21 protein-coding genes are annotated in these 23,219 nt (G+C 47.5%); 18 read left to right on the top strand and 3 right to left on the bottom strand.

Annotation, left to right across the window (positions count from 1 at the left end; all coding sequences use genetic code 11):
- Positions 1 to 237: 237 nt before the first annotated feature.
- Positions 238 to 1,749 (bottom strand): glycine betaine uptake BCCT transporter, encoded by a 1,512-nt coding sequence (locus ACQCVH_RS12705; protein ID WP_426836031.1) that lies wholly within the window; start codon positions 1,747 to 1,749, stop codon positions 238 to 240.
- A gap of 481 nt (positions 1,750 to 2,230) precedes the next feature.
- On the opposite strand from ACQCVH_RS12705, the gene ACQCVH_RS12700 reads away from it, so the two are divergent.
- The 15 genes from ACQCVH_RS12700 to ACQCVH_RS12630 all read left to right on the top strand — a co-directional run bounded on the left by ACQCVH_RS12700 (position 2,231) and on the right by ACQCVH_RS12630 (position 17,746).
- Positions 2,231 to 3,187: an NAD(P)H-dependent flavin oxidoreductase gene (locus ACQCVH_RS12700; RefSeq protein WP_426836030.1), complete on the top strand. Its 957-nt coding sequence runs from the start codon at positions 2,231 to 2,233 to the stop codon at positions 3,185 to 3,187.
- 208 nt (positions 3,188 to 3,395) lie between these two features.
- Entirely contained in the window at positions 3,396 to 4,403 is a 1,008-nt protein-coding gene (locus tag ACQCVH_RS12695) for an ABC transporter substrate-binding protein (RefSeq protein ID WP_426836029.1), read from the top strand.
- A gap of 19 nt (positions 4,404 to 4,422) precedes the next feature.
- Positions 4,423 to 5,445, top strand: a complete 1,023-nt coding sequence (locus tag ACQCVH_RS12690) for an ABC transporter permease (protein ID WP_426836028.1) — start codon at positions 4,423 to 4,425, stop codon at positions 5,443 to 5,445.
- A complete protein-coding gene (locus tag ACQCVH_RS12685; RefSeq protein WP_426836027.1) occupies positions 5,429 to 6,223 on the top strand; it encodes an ABC transporter ATP-binding protein in 795 nt (264 codons plus the stop codon). The genes ACQCVH_RS12690 and ACQCVH_RS12685 overlap by 17 nt, the downstream gene beginning before the upstream one ends.
- Before the next feature lie 160 nt (positions 6,224 to 6,383).
- Positions 6,384 to 6,782 carry a thioesterase family protein gene (locus ACQCVH_RS12680; protein ID WP_426836026.1) on the top strand — a complete coding sequence of 133 codons (399 nt, stop codon included), beginning with the start codon at positions 6,384 to 6,386 and terminating at the stop codon, positions 6,780 to 6,782.
- 56 nt (positions 6,783 to 6,838) lie between these two features.
- Positions 6,839 to 7,945, top strand: a complete 1,107-nt coding sequence (locus tag ACQCVH_RS12675; protein ID WP_426836025.1) for a Leu/Phe/Val dehydrogenase — start codon at positions 6,839 to 6,841, stop codon at positions 7,943 to 7,945.
- A gap of 36 nt (positions 7,946 to 7,981) precedes the next feature.
- A complete protein-coding gene (pdhA, locus tag ACQCVH_RS12670) occupies positions 7,982 to 9,046 on the top strand; it encodes a pyruvate dehydrogenase (acetyl-transferring) E1 component subunit alpha (RefSeq protein ID WP_426836024.1) in 1,065 nt (354 codons plus the stop codon).
- A 2-nt stretch (positions 9,047 to 9,048) separates the two neighbouring features.
- Entirely contained in the window at positions 9,049 to 10,044 is a 996-nt protein-coding gene (locus tag ACQCVH_RS12665; RefSeq protein WP_426836023.1) for an alpha-ketoacid dehydrogenase subunit beta, read from the top strand.
- Between the two features lie 39 nt (positions 10,045 to 10,083).
- The gene (locus ACQCVH_RS12660; RefSeq protein WP_426836022.1) at positions 10,084 to 11,268 is read left to right on the top strand and encodes a dihydrolipoamide acetyltransferase family protein; all 1,185 of its coding nucleotides are present in this window, start codon (positions 10,084 to 10,086) and stop codon (positions 11,266 to 11,268) included.
- The gene (lpdA, locus tag ACQCVH_RS12655; protein WP_426836021.1) at positions 11,268 to 12,698 is read left to right on the top strand and encodes a dihydrolipoyl dehydrogenase; all 1,431 of its coding nucleotides are present in this window, start codon (positions 11,268 to 11,270) and stop codon (positions 12,696 to 12,698) included. The genes ACQCVH_RS12660 and lpdA overlap by 1 nt, the downstream gene beginning before the upstream one ends.
- Before the next feature lie 101 nt (positions 12,699 to 12,799).
- On the top strand, positions 12,800 to 13,915 hold the full coding sequence (hppD, locus tag ACQCVH_RS12650; protein ID WP_426836020.1) for a 4-hydroxyphenylpyruvate dioxygenase: 1,116 nt from the start codon (positions 12,800 to 12,802) through the stop codon (positions 13,913 to 13,915).
- A 28-nt stretch (positions 13,916 to 13,943) separates the two neighbouring features.
- A complete protein-coding gene (hisC, locus tag ACQCVH_RS12645; RefSeq protein ID WP_426836019.1) occupies positions 13,944 to 15,035 on the top strand; it encodes a histidinol-phosphate transaminase in 1,092 nt (363 codons plus the stop codon).
- Positions 15,036 to 15,037: 2 nt separating this feature from the next.
- Entirely contained in the window at positions 15,038 to 15,658 is a 621-nt protein-coding gene (locus tag ACQCVH_RS12640; protein ID WP_426836018.1) for a flavin reductase family protein, read from the top strand.
- 4 nt (positions 15,659 to 15,662) lie between these two features.
- A complete protein-coding gene (locus ACQCVH_RS12635; RefSeq protein WP_426836017.1) occupies positions 15,663 to 16,580 on the top strand; it encodes a fumarylacetoacetate hydrolase family protein in 918 nt (305 codons plus the stop codon).
- A gap of 29 nt (positions 16,581 to 16,609) precedes the next feature.
- Positions 16,610 to 17,746, top strand: a complete 1,137-nt coding sequence (locus tag ACQCVH_RS12630; protein WP_426836159.1) for a homogentisate 1,2-dioxygenase — start codon at positions 16,610 to 16,612, stop codon at positions 17,744 to 17,746.
- A gap of 422 nt (positions 17,747 to 18,168) precedes the next feature.
- On the opposite strand, the gene ACQCVH_RS12625 is transcribed toward ACQCVH_RS12630, so the two are convergent.
- Together ACQCVH_RS12625 and ACQCVH_RS12620 are read right to left on the bottom strand one after the other, a co-directional pair.
- Positions 18,169 to 18,915: a metallophosphoesterase family protein gene (locus tag ACQCVH_RS12625; protein WP_426836016.1), complete on the bottom strand. Its 747-nt coding sequence runs from the start codon at positions 18,913 to 18,915 to the stop codon at positions 18,169 to 18,171.
- Positions 18,916 to 19,017: 102 nt separating this feature from the next.
- Complete coding sequence (locus ACQCVH_RS12620) at positions 19,018 to 19,869, bottom strand: DegV family protein (protein WP_426836015.1); 852 nt, start codon at positions 19,867 to 19,869, stop codon at positions 19,018 to 19,020.
- Between the two features lie 214 nt (positions 19,870 to 20,083).
- Between ACQCVH_RS12620 and ACQCVH_RS12615 the strand changes: the two genes are divergently transcribed.
- The 3 genes from ACQCVH_RS12615 to ACQCVH_RS12605 are packed head-to-tail and all read left to right on the top strand — an operon-like array spanning position 20,084 to position 23,217.
- Positions 20,084 to 20,845, top strand: coding sequence for a 3-hydroxyacyl-CoA dehydrogenase (locus ACQCVH_RS12615; protein WP_426836014.1), 762 nt, complete (start codon positions 20,084 to 20,086; stop codon positions 20,843 to 20,845).
- Positions 20,846 to 20,888: 43 nt separating this feature from the next.
- On the top strand, positions 20,889 to 22,040 hold the full coding sequence (locus ACQCVH_RS12610) for an acyl-CoA dehydrogenase family protein (RefSeq protein ID WP_426836013.1): 1,152 nt from the start codon (positions 20,889 to 20,891) through the stop codon (positions 22,038 to 22,040).
- A 28-nt stretch (positions 22,041 to 22,068) separates the two neighbouring features.
- Complete coding sequence (locus ACQCVH_RS12605) at positions 22,069 to 23,217, top strand: thiolase family protein (RefSeq protein ID WP_426836012.1); 1,149 nt, start codon at positions 22,069 to 22,071, stop codon at positions 23,215 to 23,217.
- Positions 23,218 to 23,219 lie beyond the last annotated feature (2 nt).

The following is a 23,219-nucleotide window of genomic DNA, read 5'->3' as shown; positions in this document are numbered from 1 at the left end:
AAAAGAGACCCGCAAAGGTCTCTTTTTTTATGAGAGCAAGCGCCCTCCGCTTTCATTGTCCAGCTCCAGCGGCTAGAGCCTCGAGTCATAAGCCACACAAGAATTAAAGGCAAAGAACACCTTTTATTCTTGCGCGTCTTATGCTGGGCCCGCAGGACGCGGGTTATGCAGGCGTTGCCACAGGACGTGGCGCCTTTAGTCTGCGTTCCTTAATTCTAAACAGTCGCCTCCGCTGTTCTACTGTTTCCGTCTTTTTATCTGACCGATCCCCAGTTCTTTGGATTCCTTATACAATGCTTTGATAAGGGATATAGTCATAAGGGCCATGATGACCGAGAACGGCAGGGCGGCGATAATCATGGTATTCTGAAGTGCCTGCAGCCCGCCGCTGTACAGGAGTACAAGAGAAATGACGGCAAGCAGGATGCCCCACGTAAGTTTTATTCTGTTGCCTGGAGTATGGGACCCATTGGTTGTCATCATGCCAAGGACATAGGTGCCGGAGTCAGCTGACGTAATGAAGAATGTACTGACAAGAATGATGGCAATGATGGAAAGAACCATTCCAAGCGGAAAGTTTGAGAAAACAGCGAATAGGGTTTCCTCAGTTGCCAGTCCTGAAATTGAAATATTCTTCACATGCTCAAGATACATGGCCGAGCCGCCGAACGTGGAAAACCACAGAAAACCGATAACAGTTGGCACGAGCAGGACGCCAAATACAAACTCCCTAATGCTGCGCCCCTTCGAGACGCGGGCAATGAATATGCCGACGAAAGGCGACCAGGCAATCCACCAGGCCCAATAAAAGATTGTCCATCCATTGATCCACTCACGTGTGTTAGGGTCCAATGGCGCAATCCGGAAGCTCATCTGAAGGAGAGACTGCAGATAGGTCCCGATCGTATTGGTAAATAGGTTGAGGATGAACAGGGTAGGACCAATGAAAAACATAAGAACGAATAACGCCAGCGCCAGACCCATGTTCGCGTTACTGAGAATCTTGATGCCTTTTCCAAGTCCCGACCAGGCGGAAATCATGAAAAGTACTGTCACGATGGAAATGATGATCAGCTGCACAACGAAATTGGAAGGAATGTCAAAAAGGAAGGACAAGCCTCCATTTATCTGGACGGCTCCAAAGCCAAGGGTGGTGGCTACACCAATCACGGTAGCAAGGACAGCGACAACATCTATTACCTTGCCGAGCGGCCCTTTAACAGCATCACCGAAAATGGGCTTCAGAGTTGCGCTGATCAATCCGGGCTCGCCATGCCTGAAATTAAAATAGGCAAGTACAAGTGCGACAATCCCATAAATAGCCCAGGCGTGAATTCCCCAATGAAAATACGTAAACCTCATAGAATCTTTAAGTGCCTCTGCAGTGCCGGTTTCTCCGGTTGGCGAACTGACTGCGTAATGGGAAAGAGGTTCGGCCGCTCCCCAGAAGACCAATCCTATTCCCATCCCTGCGCTGAACAGCATGGCAAGCCAGGTAACCCTTGAAAACTCAGGTTTGTCCTCAGGTTTCCCGAGCTTCAGCCTTCCGATCGGGCTGATCAGGAAATAGAGGCAGACAATGACCAGCAGTGTAACCAGAATCAGATAATACCATCCGAAAGCGTTGCTGATGAAGTCCTGGAGTCCGGCAGTCGCATTTTCTAGCTGATTTGGTGCGAAAATTCCAACCAGTACAAGTACAAGTAATAAGATTACGGATATGTAGAATACCGCGAGTTTTTGCTTCAAAATTTATTCTCCCTTCTTTCACAGATGAACAGGCCTTCTTCATCAGTCGAGCATATGTATATTGTTTTCGAACGCTGATGGATTATGTAATAAAGAAAGGCCCTCATCTAAAGTATTTTAGCAAAGCCCCCTGAAAAATAAAAGGAAGGGGGCTTTTCAGCTGCAGGCATGTTAATCAGCGTCGTTTCTTGATACCCTCCATTAGAACTGCAAAAACCTTTGGACGGCTGAATTTGGAGGGCCAGGTTTTAAACATGAGGTTTTGCCCCTTCCGGATAAGAAGGAAGGCACCTGGATAGGGAAAATCCAGATGTCTTTTTCGTGTCTTAATTCATGTTACAGTGCCAATATCTTTCACTTTGCCCCGGTGCCCATTGAACATACAGATTAGGTGAGTTTATGGAAAGTACCTTGCAGTTTTTCTTCCATTGTGATAATTTTCAAAATAGTATAACGATATTTTCACGGAAGGGGTAATCCATTGAATAAATTGACCGAAATTTTAAAGATCCAGTATCCAATCATTCAAGGAGGCATGGGAAATATCAGCAGCAGCCGGCTTGCAGCCGCGGTCTCCAATGCCGGAGGGCTTGGCACTATCGGGATAGGTACTATGCTTCCAAAAGAAATTGAGGCTAAGCTGATTGCATTAAGGGGTCTTACAAGTAAGCCTTTTGCTGTCAATATCCCTATCAGTGTTTCTCCTTTTGCGGAAGAGGCAATAGAGCTGGCTGAAAAATTTGGGGCAGCAGCGGTTTCACTGTCTGCGGGGAACCCTGCTCCCTATATAAGGCGGCTGAAAGCGAAAGGAATCAGAACCATTGCTGTCACTGCATCGGTCAAGCAGGCTGTAAAGGCAGAAGCGTCAGGAGCAGACATTATTACTGCTGAAGGCTATGAAGCAGCAGGGATCAATTCCAGGCTGGAGACGACAACGCTTGCTCTTATACCCCAGATCTGCAGCAGGGTCAAGATTCCTGTGGCAGCAGCAGGCGGGATAAGCGATGGAAGGGGTATGGCGTCGGTTTTCATGCTCGGTGCAAGCGGCGTGCAGATCGGTACGCGCCTAATTGCAGTTAAAGAGGCCCCTTTCCACGAAAATTATAAAAATGCGCTGCTTGATGCCAATGATGCAAGTACGGTCATAGTCGGCAGAAATGCAGGGCAGATTAGAAGAATACTGCATACCGAATATGCCGATTTTCTTCTGCAGAAAGAAACAGAAGATCCTTCTGAATTCAGCCGTTTTACTCATGAAGACTATCATAAAAAAGGGGCTCTTGAAGGAGATGCGGTTAGAGGTTTCATGAATGCCGGGCAGACGGCAGGGCTGATTGCAGATATTCCATCTGTGGCCGATCTGTTTAAGCGGATGATGGAAGATGCAGAAGAAGCGATTGAAAAAACAGCATGCCAGTTTAGAAAGTTTTCAGTCTAACACTGCTGTGATAAAGAGGATAAAAATTACCAGGTTTAATTTACTAAATCTTTAGAATATTATTGACATTTTTTAAATGCTGGTGATAATATAACGTTATAAAAACGCTGATGAGATAAAATATCATATTTTATGTAAGCGATTACATAATGGCAGCAAAAGAGTAGTCAGTGTGAAAAAGCTAACTAATCTTGCGAGGGGGATTGTCATGAAAAAATCGATCAAAGCTGCTTCTTTACTGCTGGCGGGAAGTATGCTCCTGGCTGGCTGCGGAAACGATGAGGCGTCAGGCGGTGATGGCAAAGATGCGGATAAGAAGGTGTATCAGGTCGGATTGACTCAATTTGCCGAGCATCCATCACTGGATGCAGCAACAGAAGGCTTCAAAGAGGCGCTTGAGGAAGCTGGCTTCAAAGAAGGCGAGAATGTTGAATATGACTTCCAGAATGCCCAGGCAGATATGAACAACACACAGACGATCGCAAACAATTTCGCGGGAGACCAGGTGGATCTTATTTTTGCCAATGCCACGCCGAGTGCGGTCAGTGCGTTGAATGCGACTAAGGATATTCCCATCGTATTTACTTCCGTTACAGACCCTGTCGGTGCCGGACTTGTTAAGTCATTTGAAGAGCCAGGCGATAATATCACAGGAACGACAGATAATCATCCTGATGCTACCGGCAAAACGATTGATTTCATGACAAAGGAAGCAGGTGCCAAAATGATTGGCGTCATTTTCAATGCTGGAGAGCAAAACTCTGAAGTTCAGGTCGAGAAAGTCAAAGAACTGGCAGAAAAAAATGGGGCCGAGGTGGTAGAGGCGTCCGTATCCACTTCAGCAGAAGTAAAGCAGGCGGCCGAATCTTTAGTAGGAAGGGCAGATGCCATATATGTCCCGACAGATAATACGGTCGTTTCCGCACTTGAATCAGTCATTGGGGTGGCACAAAGCAAGAAGATTCCTCTTTTTGTGGGTGAGCTTGATTCCCTTAAGCGGGGCGGGATAGCCGCCAGCGGATTTGATTATTTTGAGATAGGCTATCAGACTGGAAAAATGGCGGCAGACATTCTTAAGGGTGATAAAAAGCCGAGTGAAATTCCGGTAGGACTGCCTGAGAACATCAAACTCGTCTTCAATCCAAAAGCTGCAGAAGAACAAGGACTTGAGACCAAGGAAGAATGGAAGGATATAGCCGAGTTTTATGAAGAATAGCGAAGGGCGGGGTGTCTAGATGTTTACAGCAATCTTCGGAGCTTTTGAGTCGGGCATCATCTATAGCATCATGGCGCTCGGTGTCTATCTTTCTTTTAGGGTGCTGGATTTTCCGGATCTTACTGTAGACGGAAGCTTTGTGACAGGTGCTGCAGTTGCAGCGACCCTGATCGTAAGCGGCACCAATCCTTTCCTCGCTACAGCTGCTGCCCTTATCGCAGGCTTTGCCGCCGGCTGCCTTACCGGAATCCTGCATGCGTATGGAAAAATAAACAGCCTGCTGTCCGGCATCCTTATGATGATTGCTTTGTATTCTATCAATCTGAGGATTATGGGAAAGTCGAATGTACCGCTTCTGAATACAGAGACAGCAATGACAAGCATCAGGGATGCATGGGATAAAACAGGAATCGACGGGCTGCTGAATGGGCTCCTTGCCGCCATTGGGCTTGGGGACAGCCTTCCAAGGACATGGGGGATCCTTGTGTTGATGCTCTGCACTGCTTTTGCGATTAAGCTTCTGGCGGATCAGTTCCTGAAAACGGAGATTGGCCTTGCTTTAAGGGCAACCGGCGACAACAAAAGGATGATCAGAAGCCTGTCCGCCGATACCAATCTGATGGTCATACTCGGCCTCGGGCTGTCTAACAGCCTTGTTGCTTTCTCCGGCGCCCTGATTGCCCAGCAGGGAGGCTTTGCAGACGTCGGAATGGGTATCGGAATGATCATAATCGGACTGGCATCAGTCATCATCGGGGAAGCCATATTTGGCACAAAAACCATTGCGAGGACAACTCTCGCCGTAATTGGCGGCGCCATCATCTACAGGATCGTTGTCACCCTTGCCCTGCGTGTCGATTTCCTTGAACCGGGGGACATGAAGCTTATTACAGCAGTTATTGTCATCATTGCCCTGATCATGCCTAAAACACTCGATCGGGTAAGAGAAGGGAGAAGAAAAGCCAAGAGGCTGCGCGCTCAGCCTGGTGAAAGCTATCTTTCCGGAGAAGGGGAGGAGGATCAGCGTGCTGCAGTTAAATAATATCAGCAAAATATTTAATGAAGGGACGCCTGATGAAAAAAATGCCCTTGACAGTGTGAGCCTTTCTTTAACTGCAGGCGATTTTGTCACTGTTATCGGTTCAAATGGTGCGGGAAAGTCTACACTGATGAATATTATTTCCGGCGTCATGATTCCGGACGCCGGAAGCGTGAAGATCAATGGAAAAAACGTGGCCATGATGCCGGAGCATAAAAGGTCATTTTTGATTGGGAGGGTTTTTCAGGACCCAATGGCAGGAACAGCACCAAGTATGACGATAGAAGAAAATCTGGCCATGGCTTATTCAAGGAATAAAAGCAGGACTCTTAAACGGGGAGTCACCAGAAAGCGCCGGGACAATTTCAGGGAGGTGCTTGAGACCCTTCATCTGGGGCTGGAAAATAGGCTGAATGCAAAGGTTGGTCTCTTATCAGGGGGAGAAAGACAGGCTTTATCCCTGCTTATGGCAACCTTTACGGAGCCTTCCATCCTGTTGCTTGATGAACACACTGCGGCCCTTGATCCTGCCAGGGCAGAACTGATCACCCGCCTCACAAAGGAGATTGTCAGCAATTATAAGCTCACCACCATCATGGTCACCCATAACATGCAGCAGGCCCTGGATCTCGGGAACCGGCTTATCATGATGGACAAAGGACAGATCATCCTGGAAATTGAGGAAGACAAAAAGAAAAAATTGGGGATTGAAGATTTGCTCAGCGAGTTTCAGCGGATTCGCGGCCGGCAGCTGGCAAGCGACAGGTCTCTTCTCTCGTAGCTTAAAAAGTAAAGGATTAAGGAGGCGGCTATATGCCTTAGGTTAATCCTTTTTCTTTTGCAGTAAAATTTTAGATTATTTACAATTAATTGACTATTTATTTGTCAAAATGTTATTATAACGTTAAAAATACGTCATACATATTTAAGGGTGTTGTTTAATGAAGCCAGGTTTAACTGAAGGAGCGGCTGCATCCATTCAGATTACAGTCGGACAGGAGATGTTTGCCCAGTTTGGCGGTGAGGTTGTTCACCGGCTCTTTTCCACAGCCAGCATGGTCTATTATATGGAGTGGGCATCAAGAAAAGTAATCCTCCCGTTTTTAGAAGAGAGTGAAGAAGGGATGGGGAAAGCAGTCTCAGTCAGGCATCTTGCTCCTGCTGCAGAGGGAAGTCTGTTGAATATCGCAGCGGAGGTCATCGGGTTAGAAGATAATTTAATTCATACTTCCGTTAAGGCTTTCCATGGCAATGCAGTGATTGGCGAAGGGGAAGTTACACAAGCCATCCTTCCGCGAACAAAGATTAATAGATTTACAGAGAAGATCCGGTTGGACTAAAGCTTTTATGCATCAATAAATGAAAGCGCTAACATATAGAGGGGGATTGAGAGACGATGGATATGTTTAATACGATCCGGGAGCATGAACAGGTAGTGTTCTGCAACGACGAAGCAACAGGCCTTAAGGCAATCATTGCGATCCACAGCACAAGGCTTGGCCCGGCACTTGGCGGCTGCAGAATGTTTCCCTATCCTTCTGCAGACGCAGCACTGGAAGATGTACTGCGGCTGTCCAAGGGGATGACTTATAAGTGCGCGGCAGCAGATGTTGATTTTGGCGGAGGGAAAGCTGTCATCATCGGCGATCCTTCAAAAGATAAGACGCCTGAGCTTTTCAGGGCATTCGGCCAGTTCGTGGAATCATTGAATGGAAGATTTTACACAGGTACAGATATGGGAACCACTCCGGAAGACTTTGTCCACGCAATGAAGGAAACCAATTGCATTGTTGGTGCAGACGAAGAATATGGGGGAAGCGGGGACTCCTCTGTTCCGACTGCCCAGGGAGTGATCTATGGACTTAAAGCCACAAACCAGGTGCTCTACGGAACAGCTGGCCTCGGAGGGCGGTCTTACAGCATCCAGGGGCTCGGCAAGGTGGGGTTCAAAGTGGCTGAAATGCTGCTGGAGGAAGGCGCCGATCTTTATGTTGCTGATATCAACGAGAAAGCCATAAATGAGCTGGTTTTTAAAGCTGGTAAAATTGGCGCGGGAGTTAAAGCTGTCAGCAGTAATGAAATTTATAGGGCTAATGCGGATGTCTTTGTCCCCTGTGCTCTCGGAGGCATCCTGAACGATGAAAGTATTGAACAGCTCCGGGTCAGAGCGGTTGCAGGATCGGCCAATAATCAGCTCCTTGAATTAAGGCATGGCAGCATGCTGCAGCAAAAAGGCATCCTGTATGCACCAGACTATATTGTGAATGCAGGCGGGCTTATCCAGGTGGCAGATGAACTGTATTCCCCTAATAAAGAAAGGGTCCTCCGTAAAACGAAAGCAATCTACAGCGCGCTGCTTAATGTGTATGATTATGCTGCAGCCGAAGGAATTACAACCATTGAGGCCGCCAACCAGTTCTGCGAGCAGCGGATTGAAGCGAGAACAAGGAGGAACAGCTTTTTTTCCCATATGAAGCGGCCTAAATGGGCAGTCAGGACATAACTGTCTATCAATGACTTTATTGCAAAGGGTGAGAGGATGGAAAGCCGATTTCCTATTAATAGGATTATTGATGAAAACGGAAACGAAATATCCGGTACTACAGGGTTCACCCCAGACCACAAGCTTGCTCTGGAGTTCTACAGGCAGCTTGTCCGGATCAGGATCTTTGACCGGAAAGCGGTCAGCCTGCAGCGGCAGGGAAGGATAGGGACATATGCCCCGTTTGAAGGCCAGGAAGCTGCCCAGATAGGGAGCGCGATGGCGCTCGAAGAATCGGATTGGATGTTCCCTACCTATCGGGACCATGGCGCAGCACTGGCTTTCGGGCATTCAATGAGAAATATTCTGCTGTTTTGGAACGGCCGCAATGAAGGGTGCATCCCTCCTGAAGGAAAGAATATCTTCCCTCCTGCAATTCCGATCGCCACCCAGATTCCCCATGCAGCCGGGGCGGCATATGCGGAAAAACGCAAAGGAACAAACAAAGCTGCCATTGTCTATTTTGGAGATGGGGCGACGTCTGAAGGGGATTTTCATGAGGGCCTAAATTTTGCCAGCATCGTTAAAGCACCTGTCGTCTTTTTCAATCAAAACAATCAATATGCGATTTCCGTTCCGCTCTCAAAGCAGATGAATACCAAGACAATTGCCCAGAAAAGCCTGGCATATGATATCCCAGGCGTCCGGGTTGATGGAAATGATGTATTTGCTGTCTATAATGAGACAAAAAAAGCACTTGAGAGGGCCAGGAAAGGCGGAGGGCCCACTCTGATAGAGGCGGTAACATGGAGATACGGGGCCCATACTACAGCAGATGATCCCGCCAAATACAGGGACCAGCAGGAAAGCAGCTCTTTGAGAGAAAAAATCGATCCTATCCTGAGACTTGAACGGTGGATGAAAAATCAGGGGCTGTATGAGGAACGCCGGTCAAAGGGAATAGAAGAGGAAGCTGCCGCTGAAATTGATGAGGCCATTACAGAAATGGAGGCGTTCCCGCCTGCAAATCCCGCTGATATTTTTGACCATGTGTTTGCTGAGCTGATATGGCCGCTTAAGGAACAGAAGGAAAAATATCTATCTCAGCTTGGGGGTGTTTAATCATGGAAACTGCAGTCAAGACCAGTACCAAGACACTTATACAGGCGGTCAATGAAGCTCTTGACATCATGCTGGCAGAAAATGATGACGTTCTGGTGCTTGGAGAGGATATCGGGAAAAATGGAGGGGTGTTCCGGGCAACGGAAGGCCTTCAGGAAAAGTATGGGGAAGAGAGGGTTATGGATACCCCGCTGAGTGAAGCAGGATTCATCGGAGCAAGCATCGGAATGGCCGTCAACGGATTCAGGCCGGTGGCAGAAATTCAGTTTCTGGGCTTTATCTATCCGGCCTTTGAGCAGATCATGACACATGCATCCCGGCTCCGCATGAGAACGATGGGGCATTATACCGTCCCTATCGTAATTAGGGCTCCATATGGTGCAGGAGTCAGGGCCCCGGAAATCCACTGCGACAGCACAGAGGCACTTTTCACCCATATGCCTGGCATCAAAGTCGTCTGTCCGTCCAACCCGGCTGATGCAAAAGGGCTTTTGATTGCCGCGATCGAGGATCCTGACCCTGTCCTTTATTTAGAGCCAATGAAAAGCTATCGGTCACTGCGTGCTGAGGTGCCGGAGGGAAGGTATACCACCGAAATCGGCAAAGGCAAAAAAATGATGGACGGAGATGATGTGACTGTCATTGCTTGGGGAGCCATGGTGCCGATTGCCTTGAAGGCAGCTGAGGCTATGAAGGAAAAAGGGATTTCATGTGACGTCCTTGACCTCCGCACCTTGTATCCGCTGGATAAGGATATTATTGCTGAATCGGTGCAAAAAACAGGACGCACGGTCATCGTCCAGGAGGCTCACGCTTCAACCTCAGTCGGCAATGATGTTCTGGCGATTATCAATGATACCTCCTTTTTATACCAAAAAGCACCTGCCGAATTGGTTGCCGGGTTTGATGCCCCTGTTCCATATTTCGGTTTCGAAGACCATTACCTGCCTACCTCTGACCGGGTCTGCAGGGCGATTGAAAAAGTCTGGACCTTCTAAGCAATCAACTGAAATTTTATGAGGAGGTGTTTTTATAAGATGGAAGTGAAGCTACATGATATCGGGGAAGGGATGTCTGAAGCAGAAATCAATTGTTTCCTTGTAAAACAGGGTGATTTTGTGCGGGAGGATGATCCCCTGGTCGAGGTTCAGACCGATAAAATGACAGCAGAAATACCTGCGCCAAGAGCCGGCATTGTACGTGAGTTCATCGTAAAACCAGGGGAAACGGTAACGGTTGGAGCTGTCCTGCTTCTGCTGGAGCCTGAAAACCGCCCGGGAGACGCAGGGTTGGAGGAAGGAAGAAAGAATAGCAGGAATATGCCGAAAAGAATTCTTGCCTCCCCTTACACAAGGAAGCTGGCAAGGGAGAATGATATAAATATAGAAGGTATAGAGGGATCAGGTCCTGGGGGAAGAGTGGTTGACGAGGATATTTTCAGGATGGCAGGGCAGGGAAATAAATATTTCAGAGAAGAAGCATCTCCTCAAGAAAGTAAAAAAGAAACAGAGAACCATACAGCTGCCAGCAATACTAGCATCTCTTACTCCGGAAGGCGGAAAAAGACCGCCGAGAAAATGGTTCAGTCGCTTTCCCTTATTCCCCACTGCACCCATTTTGAGGACGTGGATGTAACAGAGCTTTCCGTTTTCCGGGAAGAGCTCAAAAAGAAGGAAAAGCAAGTGACAACGACAGCCTTTTTTGTAAAAGCTTTATCAATGGCTCTTAAACGCTTCCCTGTTTTTAACAGCAGGCTTGATGAGAAGGCTGGACTGATCCATTTGCTGCCTGAGCACCATATTGGTGTGGCCGTCAATGCTGAGGATGGGCTTGTCGTGCCGGTCATAAGGAATGTGGAGGAAAAGACGATTGCAGAAATTGCTTTGAATCTGCAGAATTTGACCAGGAAGGCGCTGGATGGCAGGCTGTTGCCCAAGGAAACGGCCGGTGGCACTTTCACAGTAAGCAATGTCGGGCCGCTGAACGGCAGCACCGGCGCTACCCCGATCATCCTCCACCCGCAGACAAGCATTATATCTTTGCATAAGACGAAGAAAATGCCGGTGGTCGATAAGGACGATCAGATTGTCATCCGCTCCATCATGAAGCTTTCCATGTCATTTGACCACAGGATAGCAGATGGTGCTGCTGCTGTCGGTTTTACGAACCGTTTTTCAGAACTGATTGAAAATCCCAAACTGATGTTATTGGAGCTGGTCTAATGGTTGTAGGCGAACTGGCTTATGAAAAGGACGTTGTTATCATTGGAGGGGGGCCTGGCGGCTATCAGGCGGCTATCAGGGCGGCACAGCTTGGCAGAAAGGTGACACTGATTGAAAAAGCCGACCTTGGCGGTGTTTGCCTCCATAAGGGATGCATTCCTTCCAAGCTATTTACCGAAGCGGCTGAACGGGTCAGGAAGATAAAGGCTGCGGGTGAATACGGGATAGAACTGTCTTTTTCAGCTTTTCAGCTGGAAAAGCTCATTGATGAAAAAAACCGGAAAACAGTGCAGCTGAAAAAAGGAGTTGAAGAGCTGTGCAAAAGCAATGAGATAGAGCTTGTGAGAGGGAATGCCTTTTTTCTTTCAGCTGACCGGGTGGGCATTGAAAATGGAGAATCATATCAGGTATTCCGTTTCAAACACTGCCTTATAGCAACAGGAAGCACACCAGTATGGCCATCCGGGGTCTCACCGCGTTCAGAAAAGCTTTTGGACTGCTGGTCTGTATTTTCAATGGAGAAGCTTCCAGATGAGTTCATCATTTATGGTAGCGGCTATATAGCCTTGGAGCTGGCTATGAGCTTCCAGGCTTTCGGTGCCAGGGCATCGATTATGCTGGATCAGGAAAAAGAGGATTTTGGATTTGATGCGGCTGTGAATAGGGAGCTTGGCAGGATCCTAAAGAAAAATAGAATCAAAGTTTACCGCGGGGCAAAGCTGCTGTCAGCTGAAGAGAACGGGTCTGGTGTGGAGATTATCTATGAGCAGGCTGGAGAAATTAAGCAGCTAAAAGGAAGCTGTTTCTTAACCGCTGCCGGCTTCCGGCCCAATACTGCCAATTTGGGGCTTGATAGAGCGGGAGTAGAGATAGACACAGCCGGATTTATTAAGGCAGACCAGCAAGGGAAAACCTCTGTCAGCCATATTTTTGCAGCCGGGGACGTGGTAGATGGGCCGCCTCTCGCTTCAAAGGCGATCAGACAGGGAAAGGCAGCAGCAGAAACAATTGCCGGCCTGAAAACGGAAGCTGATTTGCGCTTCGCCCCGGCTGTCGTCCATACCCAGCCTCCTATTGCTTATGCAGGCCTTACTGAGCGAGAGGCACTGGAAGCGGGTTATAAAATAGAAACAGGAACCTTTCCTTTTTCTTTTCTGGGCTATGCAAGTGTGAAGGGGAGCAGGGAAGGAATGGCCAAAGTAATTTTTGAAAAGGAAACCGGCTTTCTTTTAGGGATCCATATGATAGGGGAAGGTGCACAGGAACTGATACATGCCGGTGTCTCGCTGCTTGAAATGGCTGCAAGGGAAGAAGATATGCTGTTCCCCGTGTATGCCCATCCAAGCTCAGCCGAAGCCCTGCTGGAAGCGGTGGAGTCAGTAAAAGCTAGAAGCATCCATCTGCCTGCGAGGGAAAAAGCGAAAACATAAGAGCTGCTTTACAGCAGCAGAGCTTCACACTGCGCTCTTGCTTGAAGCAAATGAAATATTTTAAGATAAATCTGAAAATTAAAACAGTTGGAGGGATTAATATGGAACAAAGAACTGTTTCGCCATCACAAAAGGCGGAGGAAATTTTTCCTGTCAAGGAAGTCGATTATCTTGAAATCTATACTGGGAATGCCAAACAGGCCTGCCATTATCTCTGCACATGCTTTGGGTTCAAGCCTGTCGCTTATTCGGGACTTGAGACAGGAAACAGGGAAACAGTGTCATATGTACTGCAGCAGCGAAAAATCAGGCTGGTAGTGACAGGCGCGCTCACAGAGGAAACAAAGGTGGCTGCATTTGTGAAGAAGCACGGTGACGGTGTCAAGGATATCGCCCTTGCGGTTGATGATGTGGAAAGTGCTTACAAAGGTGCAGTAGAGCGAGGGGCAATTGAACTGATTCCGCCATTTGAGCTGGAGGATGAACACGGCAAGCTGAAGAAGGCGGTAATCGGTACATATGGAGATACCATACACACACTGGTGGAACGGAATGATTATAAGGGTGCCTTTATGCCGGGATATGAGCCCTACGAAACAAAGGCACCATTCGGGGATGCCGGATTCATTGGCATCGATCATGTAGTCGGAAATGTGGAAGAAATGGAAGAATGGGTGAACTATTACGCAAATGTCATGGGATTCAAGGAAATGAAGCATTTCACCGATTCTGATATCAGCACAGAATACTCTGCGCTCATGTCCAAAGTGATGCATAACGGCGGAAGAATCAAGTTCCCGATCAATGAACCGGCTGAAGGGAAACGGAAATCGCAGATCCAGGAGTTCCTGGAATTCTATAACGGAGCAGGCGTGCAGCATCTCGCTATTCTAACAGAGGATATTGTCCAGACAGTTTCCATCCTAAGAAAAAATGGGGTTGAGTTCCTTGATACTCCTTCTTCCTATTATGAAATGCTGTCTGAGAGGGTCGGCAAAATAGACGAAGAGATTGATAAGCTGAAAGAGCTCAGCATTCTTGTAGACAGGGATGATGAAGGCTATCTGCTGCAGATTTTTACAAAGCCGATCGTCGACAGGCCGACGCTATTCATCGAAATCATCCAGCGCAAAGGAGCAAGAGGGTTTGGAGAAGGCAATTTCAAGGCGCTGTTCGAGTCGATTGAAAGAGAGCAGGAAAGACGCGGAAACCTATAATCCGCATACACAGAAAGGGGGCTTTCCTGTGGATCGGATCTTAACGAAGGAAAGCATCAGGGGGATTACTCCTTATCCTTTAGGGATGACTGCAGATCAGGTAAAAGAAAAGTATAACCTCTCCTTCGTCAGAGGTCTCGCAGACAATGAAAATGCCTATGGATGCTCAAAGCTTGTCGGCCGCGCTTTAATCGAACAGTCCGGTAACCTCTCCCGCTATCCTGATGGTACATGTACAGCACTGAAGCGAACATTGGGCGATTTCCTTAAGCTTCCTCCTGAGTATATTGCAATAGGAAACGGTTCTGAGGAACTCATCAGACTTTTGGCAAGAGCCTATATCAGTGCAGGGGATGAGGCAATCATGGCAGACCTTACCTTTCCGAGGTACAAGGCAAATGTAGTGATTGAAGGCGGAAAGGCTGTTGAAGTCCCGCTCAAGGATGGAGTACATGATCTTGTGGAGATGGCAAGCCGCATCGGCCCCAGCACCAAAATGATCTTTATCTGTAATCCGAACAACCCGACCGGTACAGCAGTAAGCAAAGAGGCTATCCAGCAATTCATCGCTTCTGTACCGGCACATATACTTATCGTTCTGGATGAAGCCTATTATGAATATATGAACCATGGAAAAAGGACTGAGGCAGAAAAGCTGCTGACCTTCCACGATAACATCTCTATATTGAGGACATTTTCAAAAGCATACGGGCTTGCAGGGCTCCGGGCAGGATATGGGATGATGCATCCATCTATCATAGCAGAGCTGGATAAAGTGCGGGAGGTATTCAATGTGAATGCCCTATCTCAGGCCGCAGCCATTGCAGCGCTGAAGGACCAGTATTTTGTACAGATGAGTGCAGAAAAGAATAGAACGGAAAGGGAAAGAATGCGCGCCCGGATTGAAGAGCTGGGATTCAAGTGTTTTGCCTCTGAATCCAATTTTCTTTTTATCCTAGGGCCGCTTGCTGAAAAGCTTCTGGAGTCAGGCATCATCGTCAGGAGATTTTCTCATAAAAGCTTTCCAGGAGAGGCTATAAGACTAACAATCGGTACAGAGGAAGATAATGATGCAGTCCTGGAAGCTATCGGCAAGGCCGTGAGCGGGAAGAAGGTGTAAAAATGGAAATCCCTGTGGCTTCCTTTTCCTGGCAGGAAGGATATAAAATTCTGTCAGGCTCCATACTTCCCCGTCCCATTGCCTTTGTGACCACCATGGATCATAGCGGCACCGTCAATGCAGCACCCTTCAGCTTTTTTACAGCCATATGTGCGGATCCGCTTCTCATTTGCTTTTCACCTATGCGAAAGGGGACTGACGGAAAAAAGAAAGATACACTTCTTAACATTGAAGAAACCGGGGAGTTTGTCATCAATATCGTCAGCAGGAACATGGCAGAGAAAATGAATATATGTGCAGCCGATTATGCCCGTGAAGTAAATGAACTGGAACAGGCGGGGCTGGAGCAGGAAAGAAGCGCTTATGTGCAGCCGCCGAGAATCAAGCTTTCCCAAGTCCATCTTGAATGTACACTCTATCAGCTCCTGCACTTCGGAGACGGTCCGGGGTCTGGAAGCCTGGTGATTGGCAGGGTTGAGCATGTGCAGGTGAATGATGATTTGTATCATAATGGGAAAATCGACACTGTAAAGCTGGATCCGGTTGGAAGGCTGGCGGGGCATATGTATACTGGCCCGCTTGCAGATGTTTTCGAGATTATCAGAAAATCAGATCCGGGGTGATGGAATGAAGTTCATAACCTTTCAAAAGCAGGATGGATCGGTCCGGTCCGGCTGGCTGGAGGGCAATGCTGCTATCGATATGCATGAAGCTTCGAAGGGAGTCCTCCCAAAAACTTTATTGGCATTTTTAGAAAATCATCCATTTTTCATGGAGCAGATTGAGTCACATCCTGAATGGAAGAAATCGGGCAGCGGTGCTTACCCTTTGGAAGAAGTAACCCTGAAGGCTCCGCTTCCATGCCCAAAAAGTTTTCGCGATTTTTATGCTTTTGAGGAGCATGTCAAAACAGCCCGGGAAAACAGGGGCCTGGAAATGATAAAAGAATGGTATGAGCTGCCGGTCTTTTATTTTTCCAATCACCTTGCCATAAAAGGGACAGGTGAGCCCATTCATTTGCCTGCCGGCTGCAGCAAGCTGGATTATGAACTCGAAATTGCCTGTATCATCGGCAAAGAAGGCCAAAATATTTCTGCCAAAGAGGCGGACGGATATATTTTTGGGTACTGCATCTTAAATGACTGGAGTGCCAGGGATATTCAAAGAAAAGAAATGAAGGTTGGTCTTGGACCGGCAAAAGGAAAGGATTTTGCCACCTCGATCGGCCCTTATATTGTGACAAAGGATGAGCTGGAGAGCTATCGGGTGGATAATGGCTATGATTTGGATATGACAGCAAAAGTGAACGGCGTCCTGCTGTCAGACGGAAATCTTAAGGATATCTATTATTCATTCAATGAAATGATAGAGAAAGCTTCAGAGAATACCACAATTTACCCGGGAGAGCTGATCGGTTCAGGTACAGTGGGGACCGGCTGTATCCTTGAGCTCGGGGAAGATGTCCACCGCTGGCTGAAGCCCGGCGACACGGTAGAGCTGGAAATAACAGGTCTTGGAAAGCTGTTCAATACGATTACAGACTGAAAGGGGGAGCAGGCTTGTACTACAGGCAAATGGGGAGGATCCCGCACAAACGCCACACAATGTTCAAAAAAGAAGACGGGTCCCTGTTCAGGGAGCAAGTCATGGGAACAAAGGGCTTTTCAGGGACACAGTCGATTTTATATCATCATTATATGCCGACAGAGACAGAAGAGGTTTCCTTCTCAGGAAGCTATCTGCCTGAATATGAGGAGATGGCTGCGCTTAAACACCGGCATCTGCTTACAGAGAACATTATACACAGAGGAGATGCCCTTCAAGCCAGGGTATATCTGCTTGGAAATGATGATCTGCTGATTGCCTCGGCCAATATTTCAGAAAACATGCCGGATTATTACCGGAACAGCGATGGTGATGAGATGTACTACATCCATTACGGAAACGGCCGGTTTGAAACAATGTTCGGCACAGTCAGCTATGGCCCTGGGGACTACATCGTCATTCCGATCGGCACGATTTTCAGGATTCTTCCGGAAAAAGAAACTAAGGCTCTTATTGTTGAGTCATTCAGCCAGATTACAACTCCAAAAAGGTACAGAAATGAGTATGGACAGCTGCTTGAGCACAGCCCGTTCTGTGAGCGGGATATCCGCGGCCCTGAAAAACTGGAGACTTATACAGAAAGAGGGCCTCATAAGGTAGTCACAAAAACGAGGGGCCATCTTCATAATCATATTCTTGCCCATCATCCGCTTGATGTTGAAGGGTGGGACGGGTATCTATACCCCTGGGCCTTCAATATTTCCGATTTTGAACCGATCACCGGCCGAGTCCACCAGCCGCCGCCAGTCCATCAGACATTTGAAGGGCATAACTTTGTTGTCTGCTCATTTGTCCCGCGGTTATATGATTATCATCCGGAAAGCATCCCGGCGCCCTATTATCACAGCAATGTAAACAGTGATGAGCTTTTATATTATGTCGAAGGGAATTTTATGAGCCGTAAAGGAATCAAAGAAGGATCCATCACCCTTCATCCCGGAGGAATCCCGCATGGGCCGCACCCGGGAAAGACAGAGGCAAGCATCGGAAAAAAAGAAACACTGGAGCTGGCTGTTATGATAGATACTTTTAAGCCATTGAAGGTTGTGAAGAAGGCAAGGAAATATGAAGATGAAAATTATATGTATTCCTGGCTGGAGAAGTGAGGGAAGTGGTGATTTTTTAAAAAATGTACGGACTGTATGCTATATGTGTACAGTCTGTTTTGTTTGAGGATGGGGCTGTTGCTTTGCGTTCCAGGCACTTCGCTTTCCGCGGGGCGGCGCTGAGCTTCCTCGTCGCTGCCGCTCCTGCGGGATCTCAGCTTTGCCGCTGCAATCCCGCAGGAGTCTACGTGCCTTCCACTCCAAGCAACAGGGTTCTTAAAGTTTTTGTGCAGTAATACCTTTTAAGATAAGGGTTTCTATAATTTTTCGCAATCCTTTTTCTCTTTTCATATTCTTTAATAACATCGTTAAGTCCAACATTCATACTTGATAGTTTTCCCGACTGTTGCCAAGAAGTTCAATATCTACATCCCAACAAATATAAACTTCCCTTAGCTCCAGCAGACATTTCTTGATCCAGCCTAAGCCTTCTGCCTGCCTCTATAAATAGCCTCCCTCAGTTCCAGCGCATAGGGTTCGAGGTTTGGCATGCCCATGTCACGGGCCATTGCGATTTCTTTTTCAATATCATAAGGAAGGCGGACCATCTCGATTGAAAAAGGTGCAGGGTCTTCTGAAAGATATGTACCATGCAGGATAACAAAAGAGGCTTCGGGCACGTCGAGTGGGTTCCCGACGCTGCCTGTATTGAATAGAACCTTTTTAGGATCAATCGGCTCCAGCATGGCAGCATGGATATCTCCATAACCGACAACATCCGGAATCAATCCCCTTTTATCTTCGTCAATGAAATCACTGGTCCCGAACATAGCCTCCCGTTCTTCAATCGGATGCCGCATCGGCACCACCCGGTGGTAGATGCTTTTTGCAGAAGCGTGAAAAAGCCTGACATACTTTCCGCTCATTACAAAGTCATGATGAAAGGGAAGGGTACCTAAATAGTCCATTCCTTCCTTGCGAATCTGCTCCTGATGCCACTGCAGATCAGGGAAGTCGGCCGGCTTCTGGATAAAGTCATCCCAATTTCCGCGTACAACTACCTCACAACTTTCTTTCACCCGCTCTATCGCTTTCTTTGAATTCGGCCCTTTGCCGACGAGATCGCCGAGACAGAAGATCCTGTCAATTTGCCGCTCCTCTAAATAATCAAGCACCCGATCAAGTGCAGTGATATTTCCGTGAATGTCTGAAATTACTGCTATGCTCATCTCGTTCATCTCCCTTTGCTGCATATCATACTAATAGTTTCGCTTCTTCTATAAAAAAAACCTTCCGAAACAAGTAGATTCCCGTTCGGAAGGTTTTTGTGTTTATTCAAAATGCCAGACGACTGCGACCGTGCCTTCCCCGGCATGCACAGCAATTGTTGAGCTGATTTCGCCGATGAAGGTGCCCATTTGAGGAAACCTGGATAAAATTTCTTTTTCAATGTCCTTTGCCTTTTCTAGGACATTTCCATGCATGACCTGTACTTGCTCTATCCTGTATTTCTTTGCAGATTCTTCAAGTAGCTCCATCATCCGCCTTATGGCTTTTTTCTCCGAACGCACCTTATCAAAAAGCTGGAATTCTCCATTCCGGTCAACGTGGATGATCGGCTTTACCTTTAATATGCTTCCCAGGAGATACTGAGTTCCGGACATTCTTCCGCCCTTATAGAATTGGTCAAGATTGCCCAGCAGGATATAATTCTCATACTGATTGGCTTCGAGCCTCAGTGTACGGGCGATTTCTTTCCAGTCCATATCATTGGATTGGAGCTCGATCCCCTTATTCAGCAGTCCGGTAATGATGTAAGACATCATTTTTGAGTCTACTGTTTCGACTGGAAAGCCTGCAATCTCTGCGCCCTGCATGCAGCTGTTCAGGGTTCCGCTCAATTTGGAAGAGATGTGGACAGCGATTGCGCAGTCATAATCAGCTTTTAATTTTTCAAACAGCTCGGCGAATTTGCCGACAGAAGGCTGTGAGGTTTTCGGAACTTCTTTTTCAGCTTTTAGTTTCATATATAAATCATCAGAGGATAAATCGATCCCATCCTCATAGGTGCCCGATGAAAATGCAATGGTCAGAGGCATTACATAAACATCCTTATTCTGCTCAAGCTCCTTGGTGATAAATGCTGTGCTGTCTGTAATCCAAGCTATTCGTTTATTGGTCATTTAGCCTATCCTTTTCAGAAAGTTTGTAATGCTGTGTAAGCCATTTCATTATACACGAACTTCTCTATGAATGTTTCAAAAGTTTTGTGAACGGCCTTTGGTAACTTTAAACAGAGGAAACGGCAATATTTTATATGAAGAAAAAGGAGAAATCAGCAGGGAGCTAGAATTATATATTCAGAATATTCTTTCGAAGAAGGAGGAGTCGTATGCAATGGAAAATATTTGTGCCCTTGTGACTGGCGGAGCATCGGGCCTTGGAGAGGCGGCTGCAAGAAGAATTCTGGATAGGGGCGGCCTGGTCTGCATCATTGACATGGATGAGGAAAAGGGAACTAATATTCAAAAAGAGCTCGGCAGCAGCGCCCTGTTTGTGAAAGCAGATGTAACTGATGCCCGGCAGGCATCCGACGCAGTCAATTTGGCTATTGAGAAACTGGGCTACATAAATGTGAGCATCAATTGTGCGGGAATTGCCGCTGCTCAAAAGGTGCTTGGCAAAAAAGGGGTGCACGAACTCGATTTATTTTCTAAAGTCATATCAGTTAACTTGACAGGCACCTTCAATATGATCCGGCTGGCGGCAGAGAAAATGAAGGATAATGAACCAAATGAACAAGGGGGAAGAGGAGTTATCATCAGTACCTCATCAGTTGCTGCCTTTGAAGGGCAGATCGGCCAGGCAGCCTACAGTGCTTCCAAAGGAGGCGTGGCAAGCATGACCCTTCCGATTGCCAGGGAACTGGCTGAATACGGTGTCAGGGTGATGGCGATTGCTCCTGGTCTGTTTCATACCCCTATGTTTGATTCTTTGCCAGAGGGTGCAAAAGCTGCACTTGGCAAAACGGTCCCGTTTCCCAGCCGTCTTGGCTTTCCAGAAGAATTTGCCATGCTGGCACAAAGTATAATAGAGAACCCGATGCTCAATGGAGAGACCATCAGGCTTGACGGAGCAATCCGCATGCAGCCAAAGTGAAATAAAATTATTTTTGTAAGCGTTTTCCGAAAGGGGGAAGGGCATGGAAAAGACAACAGGATTTCTTAAAGAGGAACATCACATTTTTCGAAAGGCGCTAAAGAAATTTCTGGAGAAGGAGGCCTATCCCTTTTACAGTCAATGGGAGCAAGCACGGTTTATACCAAGGGATTTTTGGAGGAAGATGGGGGAGCAGGGGTTTCTGTGCCCTGATGTAGATGAGGTATACGGAGGCAGCGGTACTGACTGGGGCTTCTCCGTCATTATAAATGAAGAATTGGAAAGAGTAGGTTCAGGGCTGGTTGGCATCGGGCTGCATAATGACATAGCCGTGCCATATCTTTCAGAATTTGGTTCTGAAGAACAGAAAAGCAGGTGGCTCCCCAAGTGTGCTGCCGGAGATATCATTACAGCGATTGCTATGACTGAGCCTGGAGCAGGTTCCGACCTTGCAGGTATTAGTACAACAGCGGTGGATGAAGGAGATCATTATCGTCTCAACGGGCAAAAAACATTTATTACGAACGGGATGCACTCCGATCTGGTCATTGTTGCCTGCAAGACGGATACTCAAGCGGTCCCCAAACATAAGGGAATCAGCCTGCTTGCAGTTGAAAGGGGATGCGAGGGTTTTTTCAGGGGCAGAAAGCTGGATAAAATTGGCCTTCACTGCCAGGATACTGCTGAGCTCATTTTTGAAGACTGTCTTGTTCCTAAAGAAAATCTGATTGGAGAAGAGGGACAAGGGTTTCAATATATGATGAAGAAACTGCAGCAGGAAAGGCTTGTAGTTGCCATTGCCGCACAAGCAGCCTCTGAAGTTATGCTGGAGCTTACTTTATCTTATGTGAAAAGCAGGGAGGCCTTCGGCAGGCCGGTCGGAAATTTTCAAAACACCCAATTTAAAATGGCAGAAATGGCCACCGATATCGAAATGGGCAAAAGCTTTCTGAACACCTTGAATCAGGAGCATATGGAAGGCAAGGATATCACGCAAAAAGTTTCTATGGCTAAATGGAAGCTGACCGATAATGCAAGAAGGATAGCTTCTGAATGCCTTCAGCTTCATGGCGGCTATGGGTATATGGAAGAATATGAGATTGCGAGAAGGTACAGAGATATCCCGGTTGCGAGCATTTATGCCGGTACCAATGAAATCATGAAGTCAATCATAGCCAAAGGGCTTGGCCTCTAGAAACACGAGAAAGAAGGGGGATAGGCGGATGAGGGAAGCTGTTATCGCAGAGGCAGTGCGGACGCCGATAGGAAAGAAAAATGGCATATTGAAGAATATCAGGCCAGATGAGCTGGCTGCTTTCATATTAAATAAGCTGACTGAGAGGGCGGGCCTCGATCCTTCTTTAGTTGATGATGTTATTATGGGCTGTGTCAGCCAAACCGGGGAGCAGGCCGGTGATATAGCGAGGATTGCCTCTTTGATTGCCGGATTCCCTGTTGAAGTACCCGGTGTTTCCATTGACAGGCAGTGCGGTTCAAGCCAGCAGGCGGTCCATTTTGCAGCACAGGCCATATTAGCGGGAGATATGGATATCGTCATAGCCGGCGGAGTGGAGAGCATGTCCCGTGTTCCGATTGGCTCAAGCTTTCAGGGAGCCAAATTAAATGAAAATCTTAAAAGGAAGCATGAGATGATCCACCAGGGCCTTTCAGCAGAGAGAATCGCAGAAAAATACGGATTCTCCCGGCAGCAGCTTGATGAATATTCTCTCAAAAGCCACGAGAAAGCGCTGAAAGCACAGGCAGAGGGAAAATTTGAAAGTGAGATTGCATCAATCGAGGCTGTGCAGGATGATGGTACGATGCTTGTTGCATCAGAGGATTCCGGCCCGCGGAAAGACACATCGCTTGAGCTGCTGGGAACCTTGAAGCCGGCATTCATGGAAAACGGCAGGATCCATGCAGGCAATTCCAGCCAGATAAGCGACGGGGCAGCCGCCCTTTTGATCATGTCAAGGGAGAGGGCAGAAAGCCTGGGGCTTCGTCCCAGGTTCCGCATCCTGACAAGAACAGTTGTAGGATCAGATCCGACACTCATGCTGACAGGCCCGATTCCTGCAACGGAAAAGGCTTTGCAAAAAGCAGGGCTCTCGATCCGGGATATTGATATTTTCGAAGTGAATGAAGCCTTTGCTTCAGTGCCTCTTGCGTGGCTGAAGGAGACTGGAGCCGATCCTGCTAAGCTGAATCCAAATGGCGGGGCCATTGCACTCGGCCATCCGCTCGGCGCAAGCGGCGCCCGGATCATGGCAGGACTGATCTTTGAACTGGAAAGGACAGAAGGAAGGTACGGGCTTCAGACGATGTGCGAAGGCTATGGAATGGCAAATGCGACCATCATAGAACGATTGTGACA

The organism is Bacillus infantis (genome assembly GCF_050107595.1).
In the GTDB taxonomy this organism is placed as follows: Bacteria; Bacillota; Bacilli; order Bacillales; family Cytobacillaceae; genus Bacillus_AB; species Bacillus_AB infantis_C.
The sequence above is the reverse complement of the archived record's forward strand: the minus strand, read 5'-3'. Positions and strand labels throughout refer to the sequence as shown.